Source organism: Neobacillus sp. MER 74 (assembly GCF_023714155.1).
On record NZ_JAMAUV010000007.1, the window covers coordinates 225,143 to 241,461 of the forward strand.

16 protein-coding genes, 2 tRNA genes and 2 other RNA genes are annotated in these 16,319 nt (G+C 40.0%); 1 reads left to right on the forward strand and 19 read right to left on the reverse strand.

What is annotated here, in order from left to right:
* Positions 1-57: 57 nt before the first annotated feature.
* The 9 genes from M3610_RS14525 to M3610_RS14565 form a co-directional block, all read right to left on the reverse strand.
* Entirely contained in the window at positions 58-1,047 is a 990-nt protein-coding gene (locus tag M3610_RS14525) for a Gfo/Idh/MocA family protein (RefSeq protein WP_251460085.1), read from the reverse strand.
* An 8-nt stretch (positions 1,048-1,055) separates the two neighbouring features.
* Positions 1,056-1,898, reverse strand: a complete 843-nt coding sequence (locus M3610_RS14530; RefSeq protein WP_251460045.1) for a sugar phosphate isomerase/epimerase family protein — start codon at positions 1,896-1,898, stop codon at positions 1,056-1,058.
* A gap of 34 nt (positions 1,899-1,932) precedes the next feature.
* Positions 1,933-2,904: a Gfo/Idh/MocA family protein gene (locus M3610_RS14535; protein WP_251460046.1), complete on the reverse strand. Its 972-nt coding sequence runs from the start codon at positions 2,902-2,904 to the stop codon at positions 1,933-1,935.
* Positions 2,901-3,920 (reverse strand): Gfo/Idh/MocA family protein, encoded by a 1,020-nt coding sequence (locus M3610_RS14540; protein WP_251460048.1) that lies wholly within the window; start codon positions 3,918-3,920, stop codon positions 2,901-2,903. The genes M3610_RS14535 and M3610_RS14540 overlap by 4 nt, the downstream gene beginning before the upstream one ends.
* A gap of 44 nt (positions 3,921-3,964) precedes the next feature.
* The gene (locus tag M3610_RS14545; RefSeq protein WP_251460049.1) at positions 3,965-4,942 is read right to left on the reverse strand and encodes an ROK family protein; all 978 of its coding nucleotides are present in this window, start codon (positions 4,940-4,942) and stop codon (positions 3,965-3,967) included.
* A gap of 32 nt (positions 4,943-4,974) precedes the next feature.
* Positions 4,975-5,736, reverse strand: a complete 762-nt coding sequence (locus tag M3610_RS14550) for a carbohydrate ABC transporter permease (RefSeq protein WP_098574764.1) — start codon at positions 5,734-5,736, stop codon at positions 4,975-4,977.
* A gap of 71 nt (positions 5,737-5,807) precedes the next feature.
* Entirely contained in the window at positions 5,808-6,755 is a 948-nt protein-coding gene (locus M3610_RS14555) for a carbohydrate ABC transporter permease (RefSeq protein WP_251460051.1), read from the reverse strand.
* A gap of 72 nt (positions 6,756-6,827) precedes the next feature.
* Positions 6,828-8,093: an ABC transporter substrate-binding protein gene (locus tag M3610_RS14560; RefSeq protein WP_251460053.1), complete on the reverse strand. Its 1,266-nt coding sequence runs from the start codon at positions 8,091-8,093 to the stop codon at positions 6,828-6,830.
* A gap of 172 nt (positions 8,094-8,265) precedes the next feature.
* On the reverse strand, positions 8,266-9,471 hold the full coding sequence (locus M3610_RS14565) for an ROK family transcriptional regulator (RefSeq protein ID WP_251460055.1): 1,206 nt from the start codon (positions 9,469-9,471) through the stop codon (positions 8,266-8,268).
* A gap of 676 nt (positions 9,472-10,147) precedes the next feature.
* On the opposite strand from M3610_RS14565, the gene M3610_RS14570 reads away from it, so the two are divergent.
* Complete coding sequence (locus M3610_RS14570) at positions 10,148-10,576, forward strand: hypothetical protein (RefSeq protein WP_251460056.1); 429 nt, start codon at positions 10,148-10,150, stop codon at positions 10,574-10,576.
* 128 nt (positions 10,577-10,704) lie between these two features.
* Here M3610_RS14570 and M3610_RS14575 read toward each other — a convergent pair whose 3' ends face one another.
* The 10 genes from M3610_RS14575 to M3610_RS14615 all read right to left on the reverse strand — a co-directional run bounded on the left by M3610_RS14575 (position 10,705) and on the right by M3610_RS14615 (position 16,169).
* Positions 10,705-11,565, reverse strand: a complete 861-nt coding sequence (locus M3610_RS14575) for an EamA family transporter (protein ID WP_251460058.1) — start codon at positions 11,563-11,565, stop codon at positions 10,705-10,707.
* Between the two features lie 414 nt (positions 11,566-11,979).
* Positions 11,980-12,741: an SDR family oxidoreductase gene (locus M3610_RS14580; RefSeq protein WP_251460060.1), complete on the reverse strand. Its 762-nt coding sequence runs from the start codon at positions 12,739-12,741 to the stop codon at positions 11,980-11,982.
* Positions 12,742-12,997: 256 nt separating this feature from the next.
* Positions 12,998-13,666 (reverse strand): DNA alkylation repair protein, encoded by a 669-nt coding sequence (locus tag M3610_RS14585; RefSeq protein ID WP_251460062.1) that lies wholly within the window; start codon positions 13,664-13,666, stop codon positions 12,998-13,000.
* A gap of 264 nt (positions 13,667-13,930) precedes the next feature.
* An RNA gene (gene ffs, locus M3610_RS14590) (signal recognition particle sRNA small type) lies at positions 13,931-14,016 on the reverse strand.
* A tRNA-Lys gene (locus tag M3610_RS14595) sits at positions 14,015-14,086 on the reverse strand. The genes ffs and M3610_RS14595 overlap by 2 nt, the downstream gene beginning before the upstream one ends.
* 18 nt (positions 14,087-14,104) lie before the next feature.
* Positions 14,105-14,466, reverse strand: a transfer-messenger RNA (tmRNA) gene (gene ssrA / locus M3610_RS14600).
* A gap of 9 nt (positions 14,467-14,475) precedes the next feature.
* Positions 14,476-14,566 (reverse strand) — tRNA-Ser (locus M3610_RS14605).
* Between the two features lie 113 nt (positions 14,567-14,679).
* Positions 14,680-14,805, reverse strand: a complete 126-nt coding sequence (locus tag M3610_RS28015) for a hypothetical protein (RefSeq protein ID WP_257148533.1) — start codon at positions 14,803-14,805, stop codon at positions 14,680-14,682.
* A gap of 121 nt (positions 14,806-14,926) precedes the next feature.
* Positions 14,927-15,805, reverse strand: coding sequence for an aldose 1-epimerase family protein (locus M3610_RS14610; RefSeq protein WP_251460064.1), 879 nt, complete (start codon positions 15,803-15,805; stop codon positions 14,927-14,929).
* Positions 15,806-16,031: 226 nt separating this feature from the next.
* Entirely contained in the window at positions 16,032-16,169 is a 138-nt protein-coding gene (locus M3610_RS14615) for a hypothetical protein (RefSeq protein ID WP_251460066.1), read from the reverse strand.
* Positions 16,170-16,319 lie beyond the last annotated feature (150 nt).

Consider the following 16,319-nt stretch of genomic DNA (forward strand, 5'->3'; position numbering starts at 1 on the left):
GGGATCCTTTATCGAAAAAGCAATATTCCAAATGTATTTTATGAGTAATCTTTCCCCTTATCCCTGAGCAGCCAGGATAAAGTCTTCCAGTTGCTTGGGCTGTCCTGTTTCCGCTGAATGGTTAGCCGCCAATGTGACAGCTAATGTTTTCACCGCATCGGAGTAGGTAGAAAGGATTCGTTCCTTATTATTGGATCGGATTGCTTCTATAAATGCCTTGTCCTGTTCCTCGTAGAAATCCATTTCACTTTCGAACGTGACTTTGTGATCTTTCTCAATGATATGCAAGGATGTTCCATCGATAATCAATCTGAAATCACGGCCCATGAATTCAATTCCCGTTTGATGGTCTGGTTGGGTAAAAGTGCATGAAAGATTGCCAACAGCACCAGACTCCATCATAAAGTTAACAGACGTCACATCCGGAATATCGATATCAGGGATGTTACTCATGACATTCAATGCCGAATTAGTGTACACGGATCGAAAACCCCCTCCCAGATAGCGAATTAAGTCAACGGTATGTGTGGATTGTTCAACCAATTGACCACCAGACAAAGCCATTTTCCTGTACCATGGTGTCGGGACAAACATCGTCAGATAATGGGCACGTATCATGGCAATTTGTTTTCCTGCCAGGTATTCTTTGGCTTTGGCTACCGTATCCAGGTACCGTAAGCAATATCCCGTTGCACATATAATGCCTGAGTCCGCAATCACTTTTTCCTTTCCCTTAACATTCGGCAGATTGAGTCCCACTGGTTTTTCAACCATGAGGTGGATGCCGCGGCTGGCCGCTTTTTCCTCGATCACACCGTGGGCAAATGGAGGAACACAAACGAACAATGCGTGCAGTGACTCATTTTGCAGCATATCATCAACATTGACATAGGTATTTACCCCGTATTGTTCCCCTGCCTGCCGGACTCTGTCAGGGTCGATATCACATACAGCAACAATCGAGGCATGCTCATTATTATGGATGTTCTCCAGATGCTTGGCAGCAATACCTCCCACCCCAATGAAACCAACATTAATTTTTTCCATCAATCCGTTCACGCCCTTTCAGTTGTTATAAGGGAGTTAAAGATCACATCCAGATGACGTGAAGTATCATGTGCTAAATGATAAGGAGAAATCGAATAAGCCGGGATTTCAGCGGTAACGATATCATGATATCCAATCTCATGAAGAGCGGTTAGGACCGCTTTCCAATTCACGTCCCCAGCCAGCAATGGAACAAAACCTGTGATGTTTCCAACACTTCGTTTAAAATCCTTCACATGAACTTTCCTGATATGCTTCCCTAAAATCTGGATCCATTGCTCTGGATAACCAAACTGAAGCACATTTCCTGCATCGAAATAGACCTCGGCATAATCAGAATGAAGCTCTTCAATATACCGCTTCATTTCAAGTGGTGATAACAAAAATTTGTTCCAGACGTTTTCAACTCCAATATGAACGTCAAGCTGTTCGGCAACTTCCAATAGTAATCGAAGCTCGGCATGGCTATTTTGATAGCAATCCTGATAGGAAGTCTTCTCATCCACGATTCCCGGAACAACCAAGACAGTATCCATTCCCATTACATTTGCTAATTCCAGCTGCTTTTTGACAATCGCTCTTCCCCGCTCCCTGGTGCTTTCATCATTCGAAGAAAGGGGGGCTTCCCACAAAAGTCCGGTAGACAGGCTTCGCAACTGGAGGCCATAACGGTCGGCTAACTTTCCAATCGTTTCTGCCTCCTTGGCGGAGGTATCTAATGTTAACCCAATTCCACCCGGCTGATACAAATTTAATTCAACGGCATCAAACCCAGCTTCCTTACTATATCTAAAAACATCCTCCAGAGATGTATCCTCTGGATAACACCATTGGTTGATTCCTTTTAACATGTGGTCCCCACCTTTTTTAGATTTCCCACGATCATTACTTCAGCTTGACAGGCTGCCTTTTCTCGGCAGATTCATAGGCCGCTAAGGCAACCTCAAGTGCCCTTAAACCATCTGTCCCTGTAATCGATGGTTCTTTCCCGGTTGCCGCACTATTCAAGAAGTCACTTATCAATCCAAAATCCATGTTGTCTCCCCAATAATTCCAATTCGCACCACTCTTGTCATAGACATCTAACTTTTGGGCGAACGCATCGACCTTAAGGGTTCCTTCGCTGCCGATAATTTCTAACGTCACATCCCCCCAGGTTGGATACGTTTCGTTCCGTGACCAGCTGCAATCCAGAGTTGAAAATACATCATTGTCGAACCCAATGGTGAGGATCCCACAATCGTCGATATCATATGGTGAGATGGAATGGTCAATTTCTGCATATACTTCCCTTGGCTCAGACCCCATAAACCATCTCATGATGTCGACAACATGGACGGTATGATCAATGACCGCTCCTCCCCCTGAAAGCTTTGGATCGACAAACCATCCGCCCGGATTAGTTCCGCGGTTCGTTCCTTTAATGGCGAGGATTTGCCCAAGATCCCCATTTTCAATGATCTTTTTGGCACGAAGAATGGCTGAGTTAAAGCGGACCGGGAAGGCTGTTTGCAAAATGACTTGATTTTCCTTACAAACTTTGATCATCTCTTGTGCATCTTCCACCTTAGAAGCAATGGGTTTCTCACACAAAATATGTTTACCAGCCTTTGCTGCAGCCACCACATGTTCGCGATGTTTGCTATTCTCAGATGTGATGATCACTGCATCGATATCCTGCTCTAGTAACTCTTGATAACGGCTAAAATATTGAGTATGATAGGTTTCTGCTGCCTTTGTCCCACGATAGACATCATCATCTGTGATTCCTACCAATTGAACTCCATCGATCTTGGTTAATGCATCAGCGTAACTATTGGCATGACCATGAGCAAAACTGATAATCCCTACCTTCATCGGATTTGTGCCTCCTCTTTTTGGTTTTCATTAATGACTACCTCTCTTCCCGTTTCAATGGATTGTAGTGCAGAAAGGGCAATTTCCATGGCTTTATAGGCATCTTCTGCCGTGACAACCGGATCGTTGCCGGTTTCAATACAGTGAATAAAATGGTCCAATTCAACAAAATAAGGATTGTGTTTTAACGGACTTTCCGGAACGGCTACGCCGCCGCCAGATGTGCTTTTCTTTCTTCCTTCAAATACAACAGGGACAGACTTAGAGCTGTCATGTTCAATAATTCCGCTTTGACCCGCAAATTCAAATCGAGTCGTGAAGGTTTGATGGGCCCAGGATCCTTCGACATGGGCGATCACGCCGTTTCTAAAGCGAAGCGTCACCAACGAATAATCAATCCGCTTCAGATTCCCATCCTTGATGCTTTTCGCATAAACCCGTTCCACGTCCCCAAAACACCATCGCAGGAAGTCGAAGTCGTGGATAATCATATCTAACACCAATCCACCGCTCTTTTCATAGTCCGCATACCAGTCATCTGAACCGAACGGGAAGCCTCCCCCTCTAAACGTACGGACAACAGCTGTATTACCGATTGTCCCTTCTTCAATAATCTTTTTGGCACGGACATACTCAGGAAAGAAGCGCACGACATGACCAACAAAAAGCTTGACGTTTTTTTTCTTGCAATACTCAATCATTTCTCTGGCATCATCCAGGTTCCTGGCAAGCGGCTTTTCACATATGACATCCAGCCCTTGATCGGCAGCTTTTTTCAAAAATGGTTTATGGAATGGAGTCGGTAAACAAATCGATACGACATCGACTTTATTCAAATTTTCGATGGCTTCTTCAAATGTTTGGAACGCCTTTGTTTGTAATTTGCCGGCCAGATTCTTGGCCTTATCCAAATTTTTATCGACGATTCCTGCAAGAACGGCATTTTCCATCGTTGCGAAGGCTTCACCATGCACATTTCCCATCGTGCCAGCCCCAATTAATAGAACATGTAACACTGTCATCTCTCCCTTTGTTTTATAAAATGGAAACATCCCCAAATCTAATGAGGCAGGGCCGCTAGTTCATCGGCCTTGCAAAAGAACAAACCGGTTGCCCCCACGACACATGCGTAGCTGCCTAGAGTTGATTTCTCGATTTTTACCTGCTCCACCATACTTTGAATGCCATGCTTTTGAACCGTGCTTCGAATCGATGGAAGAATCAATTCTGATTCGCTCATCACACCACCGCCCAAAATCACCGCTTCTGTATTAAAGAGATGGATTAGATTAATTATTCCGAGCCCAAGGGATTCTCCAACCTCTTTAAGCAATCCGATTGAAAAAGAATCGCCCATTTTGGCTGTTGCACAAATATCAACGGCGGTTAGCTGATCCAATTCCTCGGTAAAGTAAAGACTGACTTCTCCATTGGCAAGCCGTTGCCGGGCGATATCGGCAATCGCAGTTCCTGAAGCGTAGTTCTCTAAACAACCTTTATTTCCACAAGGGCATACAGGACCATGAAGATTAATCGAGATGTGCCCAAATTCTCCGGCGCTATCATGACTTCCTGTTAAAAGGCTGTCATTGCTGATGATCCCAGCCCCAATCCCAGTACTAACCGTTATGTAGATGAGATTGTGTTTTCCTTTTCCACTGCCCCACAGCCATTCACCTACGGCGGCAGCATTGGCATCGTTATAAAGCTGAACAGGAAGACCAAACCTCCGTTCTAGAACGTTGCCGATTTGAAAATTTTCCAATCCTAAATTGCTTGCATAAAGAATTTCCTTCTTTTTTGAATCGATCACCCCAGCTGTAGCGATACCAATGCCTTTGATCCGATTCATCTCGATGGCATCTTTTTCTAGGAGGGATTCAATCGCAAAAATGATTTGTTGACTGAAGTTTTCCGCTCCCCCCTTTGTGTCACACTGGATTTTCGAAACAACTTCTCCGTTCTCTGAAACGAGTGCGGAAAGGATCTTCGTCCCTCCAATATCTAAACCGATGGCAAATTCTTCTGTTGCTTTCACTTATGTCCCCCCTTGCTTTTTTGAACAACCATCTACTTACGGACACCGCTTAACGAAATACCGGCAATCAGATGTTTCTGTAAAAAGATAAACATAACAATCATCGGAATCGTAGATAACAGGGCGCCTGCCATGAGCAATGGATAATTTGTCGAATACTGGCCTTGGAATGAAGCGATCCCAATCGACAGTACTCTTACACTTTCAGAGTTTGTCATAATTAACGGCCACAGGAAATCATTCCATGACGCAAGAGCCGTGAAAATACCGAGAGCAATGAGGGCAGGTGTGGCATTCGGCAGCAGCACCCTCCAATAAATCCCCCACCAGGAACATCCATCGATAATAGCTGCTTCATCCAATTCTTTGGGGATCCCCATAAAGAACTGCCGCAGCAAGAAGACTCCAAATGCACTGAAGATGCCCGGAATAATTAAGGCATAAAAGGTATCAATCCAACCCAAATTTGTCATAATCGCGTAGTTCGGAATTAAAATGACTTGTGGAGGAACCATCAAAACAGACAAAATCACAATGAAAATGACATTTTTAAACGGAAATTTCATCCGTGCAAAGGCGAATGCCGCCATGGAACAAAGAAATAATTGGGCAAGAGTCCGGCCAACGGTGACGATAATGGTGTTAATATAGTAGTTTAGGAAATCAACTTCTTCGAAAACTTTTACGAAATTATCAAAATGCCATTCCTTCGGGATCATCGATGGCGGTACCTGCATGGACTCACCGTAGGATTTCAAGGATGTCGAAATCATCCACAAAAATGGCATGATCATAATCGCTGCACCAATGATGAGTAAAATATGACTAAAAATCTTCTTTTCTTTCAATTCCTTGCACCCCCTCACTAGGAATCATAATGTACCCATTTCTTTTGGTAGATGAATTGGACGATCGTAATCGCTAATATGGCTAAGAATAATAGAAAGGCCTGAGCTGAGGCAATTCCCATTTGTGAGTATTTGAATCCAGATTCATAGACTCCAAATACAATGGTCCGGAGTGGATCCAATAACGCATTGTTGTCTCCAATCATCACAAAGATCAAATCAAACATCTGCAGGGAACTAATCATAGAAGTGATAAATACAAAAAACAGAGTAGGTGTAATCAAAGGCAAGGTAATGTTTAGGAATTGCCTGAACTTCGAAGCCCCATCAATCTGGGCTGCTTCATAATAACTGTTGGAAACTCCCTGAAGTCCTGCCAGCAAGAGAATGACATTATTGCCAATCGTCATCCATACGTAGACAAGAATAACTGAAAACAAGGCAATATTTGGGTCAAATAGCCATGAGGGCTGAGGAAGATGGAATATGCCTAAAAGATAATTAATTAAACCGTAATCCGTGTTATAGAGCCATTTCCACACCATCCCCACTGCGACTGGCATGGTAACAACCGGTAAGAAGTACAAGGTTCTGTAAATCACCATACCCTTGATTTTTTGGTTCAGCATCAAGGATACAAGGGTGGCGATCACGACAGATAATGGGACAGACACAACGGTAAAGACGATGGTATTAATGATGGACCGCTGAAAGGTTGGGTCGACAAATAATGTCCGAATATTTTCAAGTCCAACAAATACCGGTGCTGTCATGCCATCCCAGCTTGCAAAGGATAAGCCAAAGGATGCAACGGCTGGCAGCATATAGAAAATTAGAAGTCCTAAAAAAGTAGGCGCTATGAACAACAGTGCGTAAATAGCTTCCTTATTCAACCGTTTCTTTTTCTGTTTAACAGCAACCATTTGGGTTTTGTTCTTTTCAATAATTGAAGAAAAGTTGGTCACCATCATCTCTCCTTTCAATAGTCAAACAAACTGTTAGACAGTCTGTTTGACTACCAATTTGCAAAATCTAGTTTACTTTGAATTTTCTTTCGCAAGAATGTCATTCATCTTTTTCGCAATCGTATCCAAAGCCTCATCAATCGGCTTCTGTCCTAAAAAGGCGCTTTGAATTTCTTTCATCTCTACATCCTGCCACTCCGCCGTACTTTTGGAGATTGGATAGGCAACTCCGTATTCCTGCGCGTCAAGGAATACCTGTAGATTTAATGAAGGAATGGACTTTAGCCAAAGATCACTAATGCTTTTATCAGCAGGAATCGAGAATCCTGATTCAGCAATCACTTTTTCCCCTTCTTTACCAGATAAGGCCTTGATTAAATCCCAAGCCGCTTCATCATTTTGAGTTTTGGCATTCATTGCCCAGCCAATTCCATGAACAATGGAAGCTTTTTGTTTGCCTTGTGGAAGTGGAGCAATTCCTAATTGATCCCCAAGTACACCTTTGAATTCGCCTGCACTAACGGAAATCGCAGGAATCATGGCGACTTTTCCGGATAGGAACAACTGCTTTCCTTCTGTCTCCATAACTGTTTTCGCTGAAGGCGAGATTCCCTTGTCAATTAACTTCTTGATAAAATGAAAGGCTTCTTTTGATTGTGGAGAATCAAATCCAGACTTCTTTTTATCCTCGCTGATCACGTATCCACCAGCTTGGTGCATCAGATCGTAATAAACGGATTGGCTTGTCTTGATGTCTGCAGAATACCCATAAATACCCTTTTCTTTATTCGATAGCTTCGAGCCAACCTTTTCAATATCATCCCACGTCCAGTTTTCATCTGGGTATGGAACCCCTGCGTCATCGAAAATCTTTTTATTGTAATACAGTCCGACCGAGTCGATGAAATAAGGAGCCGCAAAAAGCTTTCCTTCATACGTATATAAATCTACAACGGCAGGGAAATAATTTTCCTTTTTATACTCACTATCTTTTTTAATAAAAGGTTCTAGATCTTTGATAAATCCTGAGGAAGTATATTGATAGAAGTTCGGTCCATTCATCCAGAAAACATCCGGACCTTTTCCGCCTCCGATACTAGTTTTCAGCTTGGTCCAATAATCCTCCCAAGGTGTGTAGGTAACATTGACCTTCATATCTGGATGCTGCTTCTTAAATGCTTCGATTGATTTATCTACCGCAGGACTGACATTTTTATCCCATAAAGCTACTTCAAGCGTCTTCTTTTCTTTCCCGCTGCTCTGTGTGTTTGAGCAGGCAGACATAGCAACAATGGCAATGATTAACAATAGGTGAACTAGTAACCTCAACTTTTTCATTTTTTATCCCCCTCGCATCATTTGGTCCTTATGAAACTATTAAAGATGATAAAACCAGAAGTTTATCACAATTATCAGCGGTTTCATGTTGTCGTTTAGCGACTACATATCACAGATGTAGAAAGTTTTTTACTTTTCTCCATCACCCCCTAAAATGCGCCTCTATCCGCGTCTAAATGGTAAATTGATATTTTTCTTGTAAGATGATCGCTGCGGCCCCGAGCATTTCGAACTCGGCTCCAAGGGAGGTTGGCTGAATATTGACCTCTTCTTTCAGAATCGGGATCACCTTCTTACTTACACAGCTTTTGAGCAAGTCTACAAATAAATCACTTTCCTGTACGATTTCACCGCTAAGAATGATGACTTCTGGGTTGAGGAGATGAATGGTATTAATAATACCTGAGGCAAGATGTGACACGATTTCGTCCAAAATTTGCAGACATAAAGGATCTCCCTCTTTTAATGCTTGTACAAATACTGCTGGCGTAATCCGATTCAGATCCTCTCCTACCAGATCCTTGATCATGGTTTCCTTCCCTCGGCTCATCAGGGCTGTCACAATTTTGGAGTAAATGGCAGGCCAATTCACATAATTCTCTAAGCAGCCTTCATTGCCGCATTCACATTTTTGGCCACCCTTCACAATGCTGGTATGACCAAGCTCACCTGCACTGCCTTTATATCCTCTGATAATTTTTCCATTCAGCATGATTCCTGATCCTACGCCATCACCAATGGTGATATAAACTAAATCTTTATACTGACCGAAGGAACCGAAGTAATTTTCTGCCAAAACAAAGGCATTGGTATCATTGTCTAAATAAGTCGGCAGACCAAATCGTTGTTCCACCATTTTCTTTAAAGGAATATCATAGAGTTTTAGTTTGGTATTGTAGGAAATAATTCCCCTTCTTGCATCCACAATCCCCGGTGTGATAATAGAGATTCCCTCACAATCCTCGAGATTTTCCATTGAGTGGAGAAACTGTTGGATAATTGTTAAGGTCAGGTTAATGATTTCTTCCCCTTGTTGATAATTGGTCGAATGGATTTCCTTGCGTAAAATGTTCCCTTCCAAATTCATCTCTGAAATTTTAATAAACGAATTTGAAATCGACACGCCAATGATGTACTTTGTATTGGGATCGAACCGAAGCAATACTGGCTTTCTTCCTCCATTGGAAGTACCAATCCCATCTTCCCGCACAACCCCTTCATTTATAAGTTCGTTTACTGCGGAAGTGACTGTGGTTGGACTTATGTTAATTAATTTGGCAATGTCACTTCTCGAAATCGGTCCATGTTTTCGGATCGTGTCCAAAATGATTGACCTATTCAATTCTTGCATTAGTTTTAAATCGCCTGTTCTCCGCATTCCCTACACCTCTGACTTTCTTTTTCCAGTGTCTTTATAAAGTTTGTCAAAATTTTTGCAGAAATTACACTGATAATTGGTAAATTTATAGAAAATATGGTGAGGATACTTTTTCCAGTGTCTTTATTAAGTATATTAAAGGCTGCCTCTCCAAATGTAAACACTTACATTTCTGAAAATATAAAATATTATAAAAATAGGAAAAATCTCCTAATCAAATAATTCCTATATTTTAGCTACTTAATGACCTTTAAAAGCAAATAAGGAAAAGGAGACACATCCGAGGTTGAACAAAGAAGCGTTCTCCTTTCAATTATGTTAGTAAATGATTTGGAAGTAGATCGCTTGATATCAAATTATTTGTACTGCAGCCTGTTATCACAATAAAAATGAAACTAATTATGATAAACGTAAATTTTTTCATTACTACCCACCCTTTCTATAATGTTATTTTGTTAAAATAAAAGTAGTCCCCTTCCATTTAAAATTATCATCATGGATCCCCATTTTTATATTGTTTGGAAGGGCTATATGATAGCGAAGTCTAATTTTAATTTTTTCGTACTCAGCTTAAATGCACTAGGATTAAAGTCCAAAGGAAAAAAGAAGGATTTACTTTCCACCTTCATTTCATAAAAATAAAATATAGAAGATTTTGAAAGGTCGTGTCGATAAGATGCTTTATATAAGGGATATTGAGAAAATAATTGAGGATACATTACAAGAGCACAACATAACAATTGATTATGAATTTAACAATACCCTGCCCGCACCAATGAGTTTTAATATATCTACGAATATGCTTAAATTTAACTACTTAAAAATTAATGGATACATAGCGAATATTAACTTCAAAATTAAGGAGACCGATGAAGACTGTGTTAAACTGATTCTCTATCGTCAGCTTGGTTATCATTTAGCGCTTAAGAACAACAAACATGATTTACGGGTGTTAAAGTATTTTAAGGAGGATGAAAAAGCAGAATTTCTTGCGAAAATCGAAAACAATGCCTGGGATTTTGGAAGAACGCTGGTACCAGAAAAATTGGTACCTTCCTATGATAAAGTTCGTGAATTAGATAAAGAGCTATTAAAAAGTTATTAAACACGTGTAAAACATAAAAAAAGTAATGGGGGTCAGAGCTCCATTACTTTTTTTTTATACTCTCTTTGCAAAAATTAGCCTCCACCCTTCATAAAGCGAAGGAGTTTGCAATCTTTCATGATGGAGATTTATAAAATCAGAAAAACAGTTCCTATTGTAATGATAATTCCACCTATTATTGTATTCTTTGTTGCTTTTTCTTTTAATATAACAAAACCCAAGATCATGGTTATTACCACACTAAACTTATCAATTGGAGCAACCACAGACGCTTTACCAATGGATAGAGCAGCGAAATAACATAACCAGGATAATCCTGTCGCTACACCTGATAAAATTAAAAAGAGATAACTTTTCTTTGAAATTTGTTTCATGTCCTTATGTTTTCCTTGAAAAAACACGATCGCCCAGGCAAATATGAAAATAACGATTGTTCTCAAAAAGGTAGCAACATTAGAATCGACATCTTCTATCCCTATTTTCGCTAAAATGGTTGTTAATGCTGCAAATATTGCACCGAAAATAGCATAGATTATGTAAGTATGTGAACCAGTAAATCGTTTCTTCTCTTCATTTTTTCCAATTAAAGTAAAAGTACCAATAGCAATAAGGGCTCCCCCTGCAATAATATTGGGGACAGCTTCCTCACCTAAGACTAAAATAGATAATAGGATGGTTAATACCACACTTGATTTATCGATAGGAACAACTTTGGAAACGTCCCCTAATGCAAGTGCTTTAAAGAAAAACAACCATGATAACCCAGTCGAAACTCCTGATAGTAAAATAAATGTCAGTGCTTTATTAGAAATCAGCGAGAGTGTGTGAAGCTGCCCCGTAATTAGAACAACGATATAAGCCATTATTAATACAATGACGGTTCTTATCGCTGTGGCTAAGTTGGAATTTACATTTCCCATACCCATTTTAGCTAAAATGCTAGTTAAGGAAGCAAATAAAGCTGCTAACAGTGCTAGAATTACACTCATATTTTCACCTTCTTTTCGCTCGGTTTTTTTTACGATTTTTTAAGCAAAAGCTGCATTATAAGGTTGATCATAGCAGATATAACATTCGGTTCAAATTGTTTAGAAAAACAAATAAGGAAAAGTATACCATTATGATTATTGGTAACCCCTTTTCTTATTCATTTGTTCTATTACTTTACACGGCCAATTAAGATCTGGCTGTTCCTCAATGGAGATTAAACCTCTTTCCGCGATATAGAGATACAAAGCAATTGATATATCGATTATTTTTTACGATATATATTATTATAATTAAAATAGATCTAACATATAGGCAATAACCAATAGTGAATGCACCGTTGTTCTTATCAATCAGATGTATTCAGAGTTTCATTAAAAATAAAGAGCTACCCATATAGATAGCTCCTTTCGTTATTATAGAATTGTGTCTTTCATAATGGTGTACATCCCTTTTACTGTCTCATCAATGTCATCTCGGGACATCCTTATCGCTTTTTCTGAACGGGCGTAACCAATTTCTGATTTTCCTGCTTCGAGGCCTTTAAATATTGCATCGGCAAATTCATCGACAGGAGTGCCAAAGGTATGCAGGCCAACCCCGCCTAAATCGGTATTCACTGCCGGCGGCGCAACTTCGACCACCTCAATGGCCGTATCTTCCAGCTGATGCCGTAAACTCATTGTAAATGAATGAACCGCCGCTTTCGTAGCTGAATAAATCGGGGCGATCGCCATTGGAGTAAAGGCTAAACCAGATGATACATTGAGGATAGCTCCATAGTCTTTTTTAGCGAAATACGGGGCAAAAAGCAGGCAAAAATGGAATGGCGCCTCGATGTTGGAGGCTATTTCTTGACTGTAATAGCTCCAATCTTCCATTACGTTCGTTTTAAGAACATGGTAACGCTGCTGAATGCCCGCATTGTTAACAAGCACGTTCACATCGGGGTGCTCGCTTGTAACCCAGTTGAACAAAGCAATCCGATCAGATTCTTTGGTGACATCACAAACGCGTGTGATCAGTTCAGGATATTTATCCTTTGCTTCCTGGAGCTTTGTTTCACGTCTGCCGCAAACAATGACCTTATTGCCTGCTTTTATGAATCTCTCTGCAAAAGCCAACCCTATTCCTGCTGCCCCGCCAGTAATCAGTACTGTATTTCCCAAAAGTTTCATCCTATCCCTCTTTCGTTGAACATTTAGCAATTCCTCATCAGTTTTTACCTTTATTCAAACTGTTTCTCAAAATTATGTTTTTTCAACAAACGATCTTTCACTACTGCTACATTACTTTCCACTTACGCATGTGATAAATATATTTTGTCCTAAACAAACCTAAGCATGTCTCTTATTTGAGGGATACGCATTGCACATAGAGGTTTTGAATTCCTTTATATTTTGCATGAAACCCTAATAAATTTTTCAGAGGTAACTAATTATTATGTCGTTTGTTAACTTCAATTGTAATGAACTCCGGCAAATAGTTAGGAGTACATCCTTTTGATACTTTTTCATCTTTGTAAAGACCCGTTTTTTCACCAAGTTTAATACAACGTTCACGATTCTTTTCATCATAAACGCCTATCCAGCCTGTGGTGAAATTCATAGCCCATTGAACTTCTGGTTCTTCCTGCGTGATATTAGCTTCTATTGCAGATAGCAAGTATGCGGTGTTATCAGGCGGTGTTTGTCCAGTCCATCTCAATCGCCCTTGATAATACCAGAAAGCTCGCCTTTGAAGTGCAGATGGACTATTTTGCCATGACTCCATCAATGCAATTTTCTTCTTGTCTTTGGTGAGCTGATTAGCCATTAACCATTCCATTAAGTTATTTCGCTCATCAAAAGTGTGAGTCTGCATATCCTTATCAAGCTTATTTAGCACATCTTGTGAAAGAATTTTTTTGTCCATAATTAAGATTGCTAATAGTCTGGGCAAAAACTCTTCGGTTGACCAAAGTTCCATAGCTAGTTCGTGATCTTTTTTTATGTCCTTCGCGATTTTTCGTAAGTCGCCAAGCTTAGTTTTACTATGGATCTGAGATAGAATGTTTTCTGCTTTTGAAGAGCGTTTTATTTCTGTACCATTATTTTCATTCATTTTATACAACTCCTTTATTAAAGCTTTCTACACCTATAATAGAAGAGCAGCCATCTCTAATACAATAATACCATTTACTTCCTTTTAATTGGATACGAAAAGAGCATTCCTTTTTAAAGATTATATTCTAAAAACCAAAAAATACTGTTGCAGCGTTAGTGTAAGTAGTGAGTAGTGGTTTCACAACTTTTTATAACAAATTGTTAAAAAAAAACGCTAAACCCCATATTAAAATGGAATTTAGCGTTTTGAGCTTTTTAGGATTATGTACTAGCCCACACAATTTCACTAGTTATGGCTGCTGCGTTCCCGCCCTGACCAGTTTCCTAGTGTCTTTGTTGGACTAAACTCCGCAGGTAGGACTCGAACCTACGACCGATCGGTTAAATGCCGAATGGACTGCCACTTACCTACTGCGGTATAAAAAGGTTGTTGTTTTAGTGGAAATGACGGGAGTTGAACCCGTGTGCAAAGATCTTGGCACTTATACTTCTACGAGTGTAGTCAGTAGAATTGATTTCACTTACTTCGTTAGCCTACTGACAGGCATGGAAGCAGCTAGTCTGGTTCGTCTCTTCCTTCATCCTCAGACGGTGGAATCCGGCGTAGTCCACTTAGAATGAGTCCCTTACCCTACCACATGGACAATGGAGGGAGGAACCGCGATCGACTGTTATTAGGCAGCGAAAGCGAAGTTGTTGTTTTGTTTGCCAGTTATAGGCTTTATCGTTTTTACGAGGCCGAATCCCTCGACTCGCCATATAAGCTCAAACAATCCCTGTCGATACCAAGACATCCCCATAATATAATGGCAGAGAAGAAGGGATTTGAACCCTCGCGCCGGTTACCCGACCTACACCCTTAGCAGGGGCGCCTCTTCAGCCGCTTGAGTACTTCTCTGTAATAAAAGTTTCGCGTCAGTTGAGTTAAGAACTTACAAGACAAATATATCATCGATTCCATTTGGAAGATAGATGTAAATTTTGGTAGTTCAAAAGACCTATTTTTACCGATTACCGAAATCCATTCAACATATCCCGGTAGGTAACAGCTGCTGGCGGGACAGGTGGTGGAGGAATGAATGGAACTACTATGGGTTGATACCACGGATGGTAGTGATGCAAAATAATGTAGTACATTACTATCCTCCTTTCACTTAAAGTCAAAGTAGTCTATGAGCGTTCACTTAAATAAGATTGGATGGAAGCCTAACTTTATCATTTAATACTTAGCAACCAAAAGGCAATCCCCTTTCGACTGTTATTTAAACTTCATTTTATATTCAGCCAGGAATGTTGCTCCTGCTTCAAGCTTATTCACACCCAGCTTTTCCTTCATGTTCCCAGATGTATGATACGTATCTGCAATTCCGTACCAAGGCTCTATGCAAACAAACGGCGCGATTGTATCAGTAGTGTCATTATATTTCGACCAAATTCCAACAAACGGGAATTTTTCGAACCATACTTCGATTCCATGACCTGATTTTTTAGACTCCAATGTAATTTGATCAATATTGCTGTAGACGAGAGCATCATGGGCAAATAAGGAGGGCGTGAGCTGCATCGTTGAAATATCACTTGCATTTCCTCTTTCGTGGATCAGAGAATCCTTTAGCTCGTATTCCATAACATTGTTATTTGCTGCAGGAGTAAAATGTAAACGGTAATCCTCAATGGTTTCATTTTCTACAAGCGGAATCTTAAATGCAGGATGAGCACCAATGGAAAAATACATTTCTTCCTTGTTTTCATTCACGATTTCCCACTGAACTATTAGGGAGTCTTTTTTGAGTACATAACGAATGATTGCTTTGAATTCGTAAGGATAAACTTGTTTGAAGCGTCCAGCAGACACAAACACAAATGAGACAGTTGTATCTGTCTGCTCTTCTACATCAAATTCAACGTCACGCAAAAAGCCATGTTGTGACATCTTATAGGTATGACCATCCAGTTGATACTGATCCCCTTTTAACCGTCCAACAATTGGAAACAAGACCGGAGAGACTCGACCCCAGTAAGCGTTATCCCCTGTCCACATATAGTCTAGCCCATTTTTCTTATGCTTCACTTCTCGTACTTCTGCTCCATTTATTACTATACTTACCTTTAACCAATCATTTTCAATGACAAGCATTATATTTCCCTCAATTATCATCTTTAAGATGAATCCTGTTGTAAAGTTACTCTTCTTACTACTTTGGACAATGCTCAAATAATGGCCTTGTCCAATTTTATAAAATAATATAACGATTTTTGTTTATGTAGCAAGTTTGAAATGAAATTTTATAATTAGCACTTTTCATCTGTTGAAAAATCCTATTAAAAACCTACTTACGCAGGTTGTAAGTAGGCTTTATTTTTCATTCACTGTTTTGTGTGGTATTAAAGAAATCATCCGCCTGGTCTTTTTGGTTACCTTTTACCTTATTATTGTTTTTACCCATTTTTCCATCGGACTCATAACTTAATTTCTCCGATCCTTTTTTATTCTTTTCCATAACTTCACCCTTTCAAATTTAGTCGTATTGTCAAAACTTTTATATTAAAAAAGTTAATAATCCTTGATTTAAAGGGATTTAAATGCAAAAAACTTGCCACCCCCGTGAAATTAGGTTAAAAGTGAGGTTACCACACCGAACACCTAATCC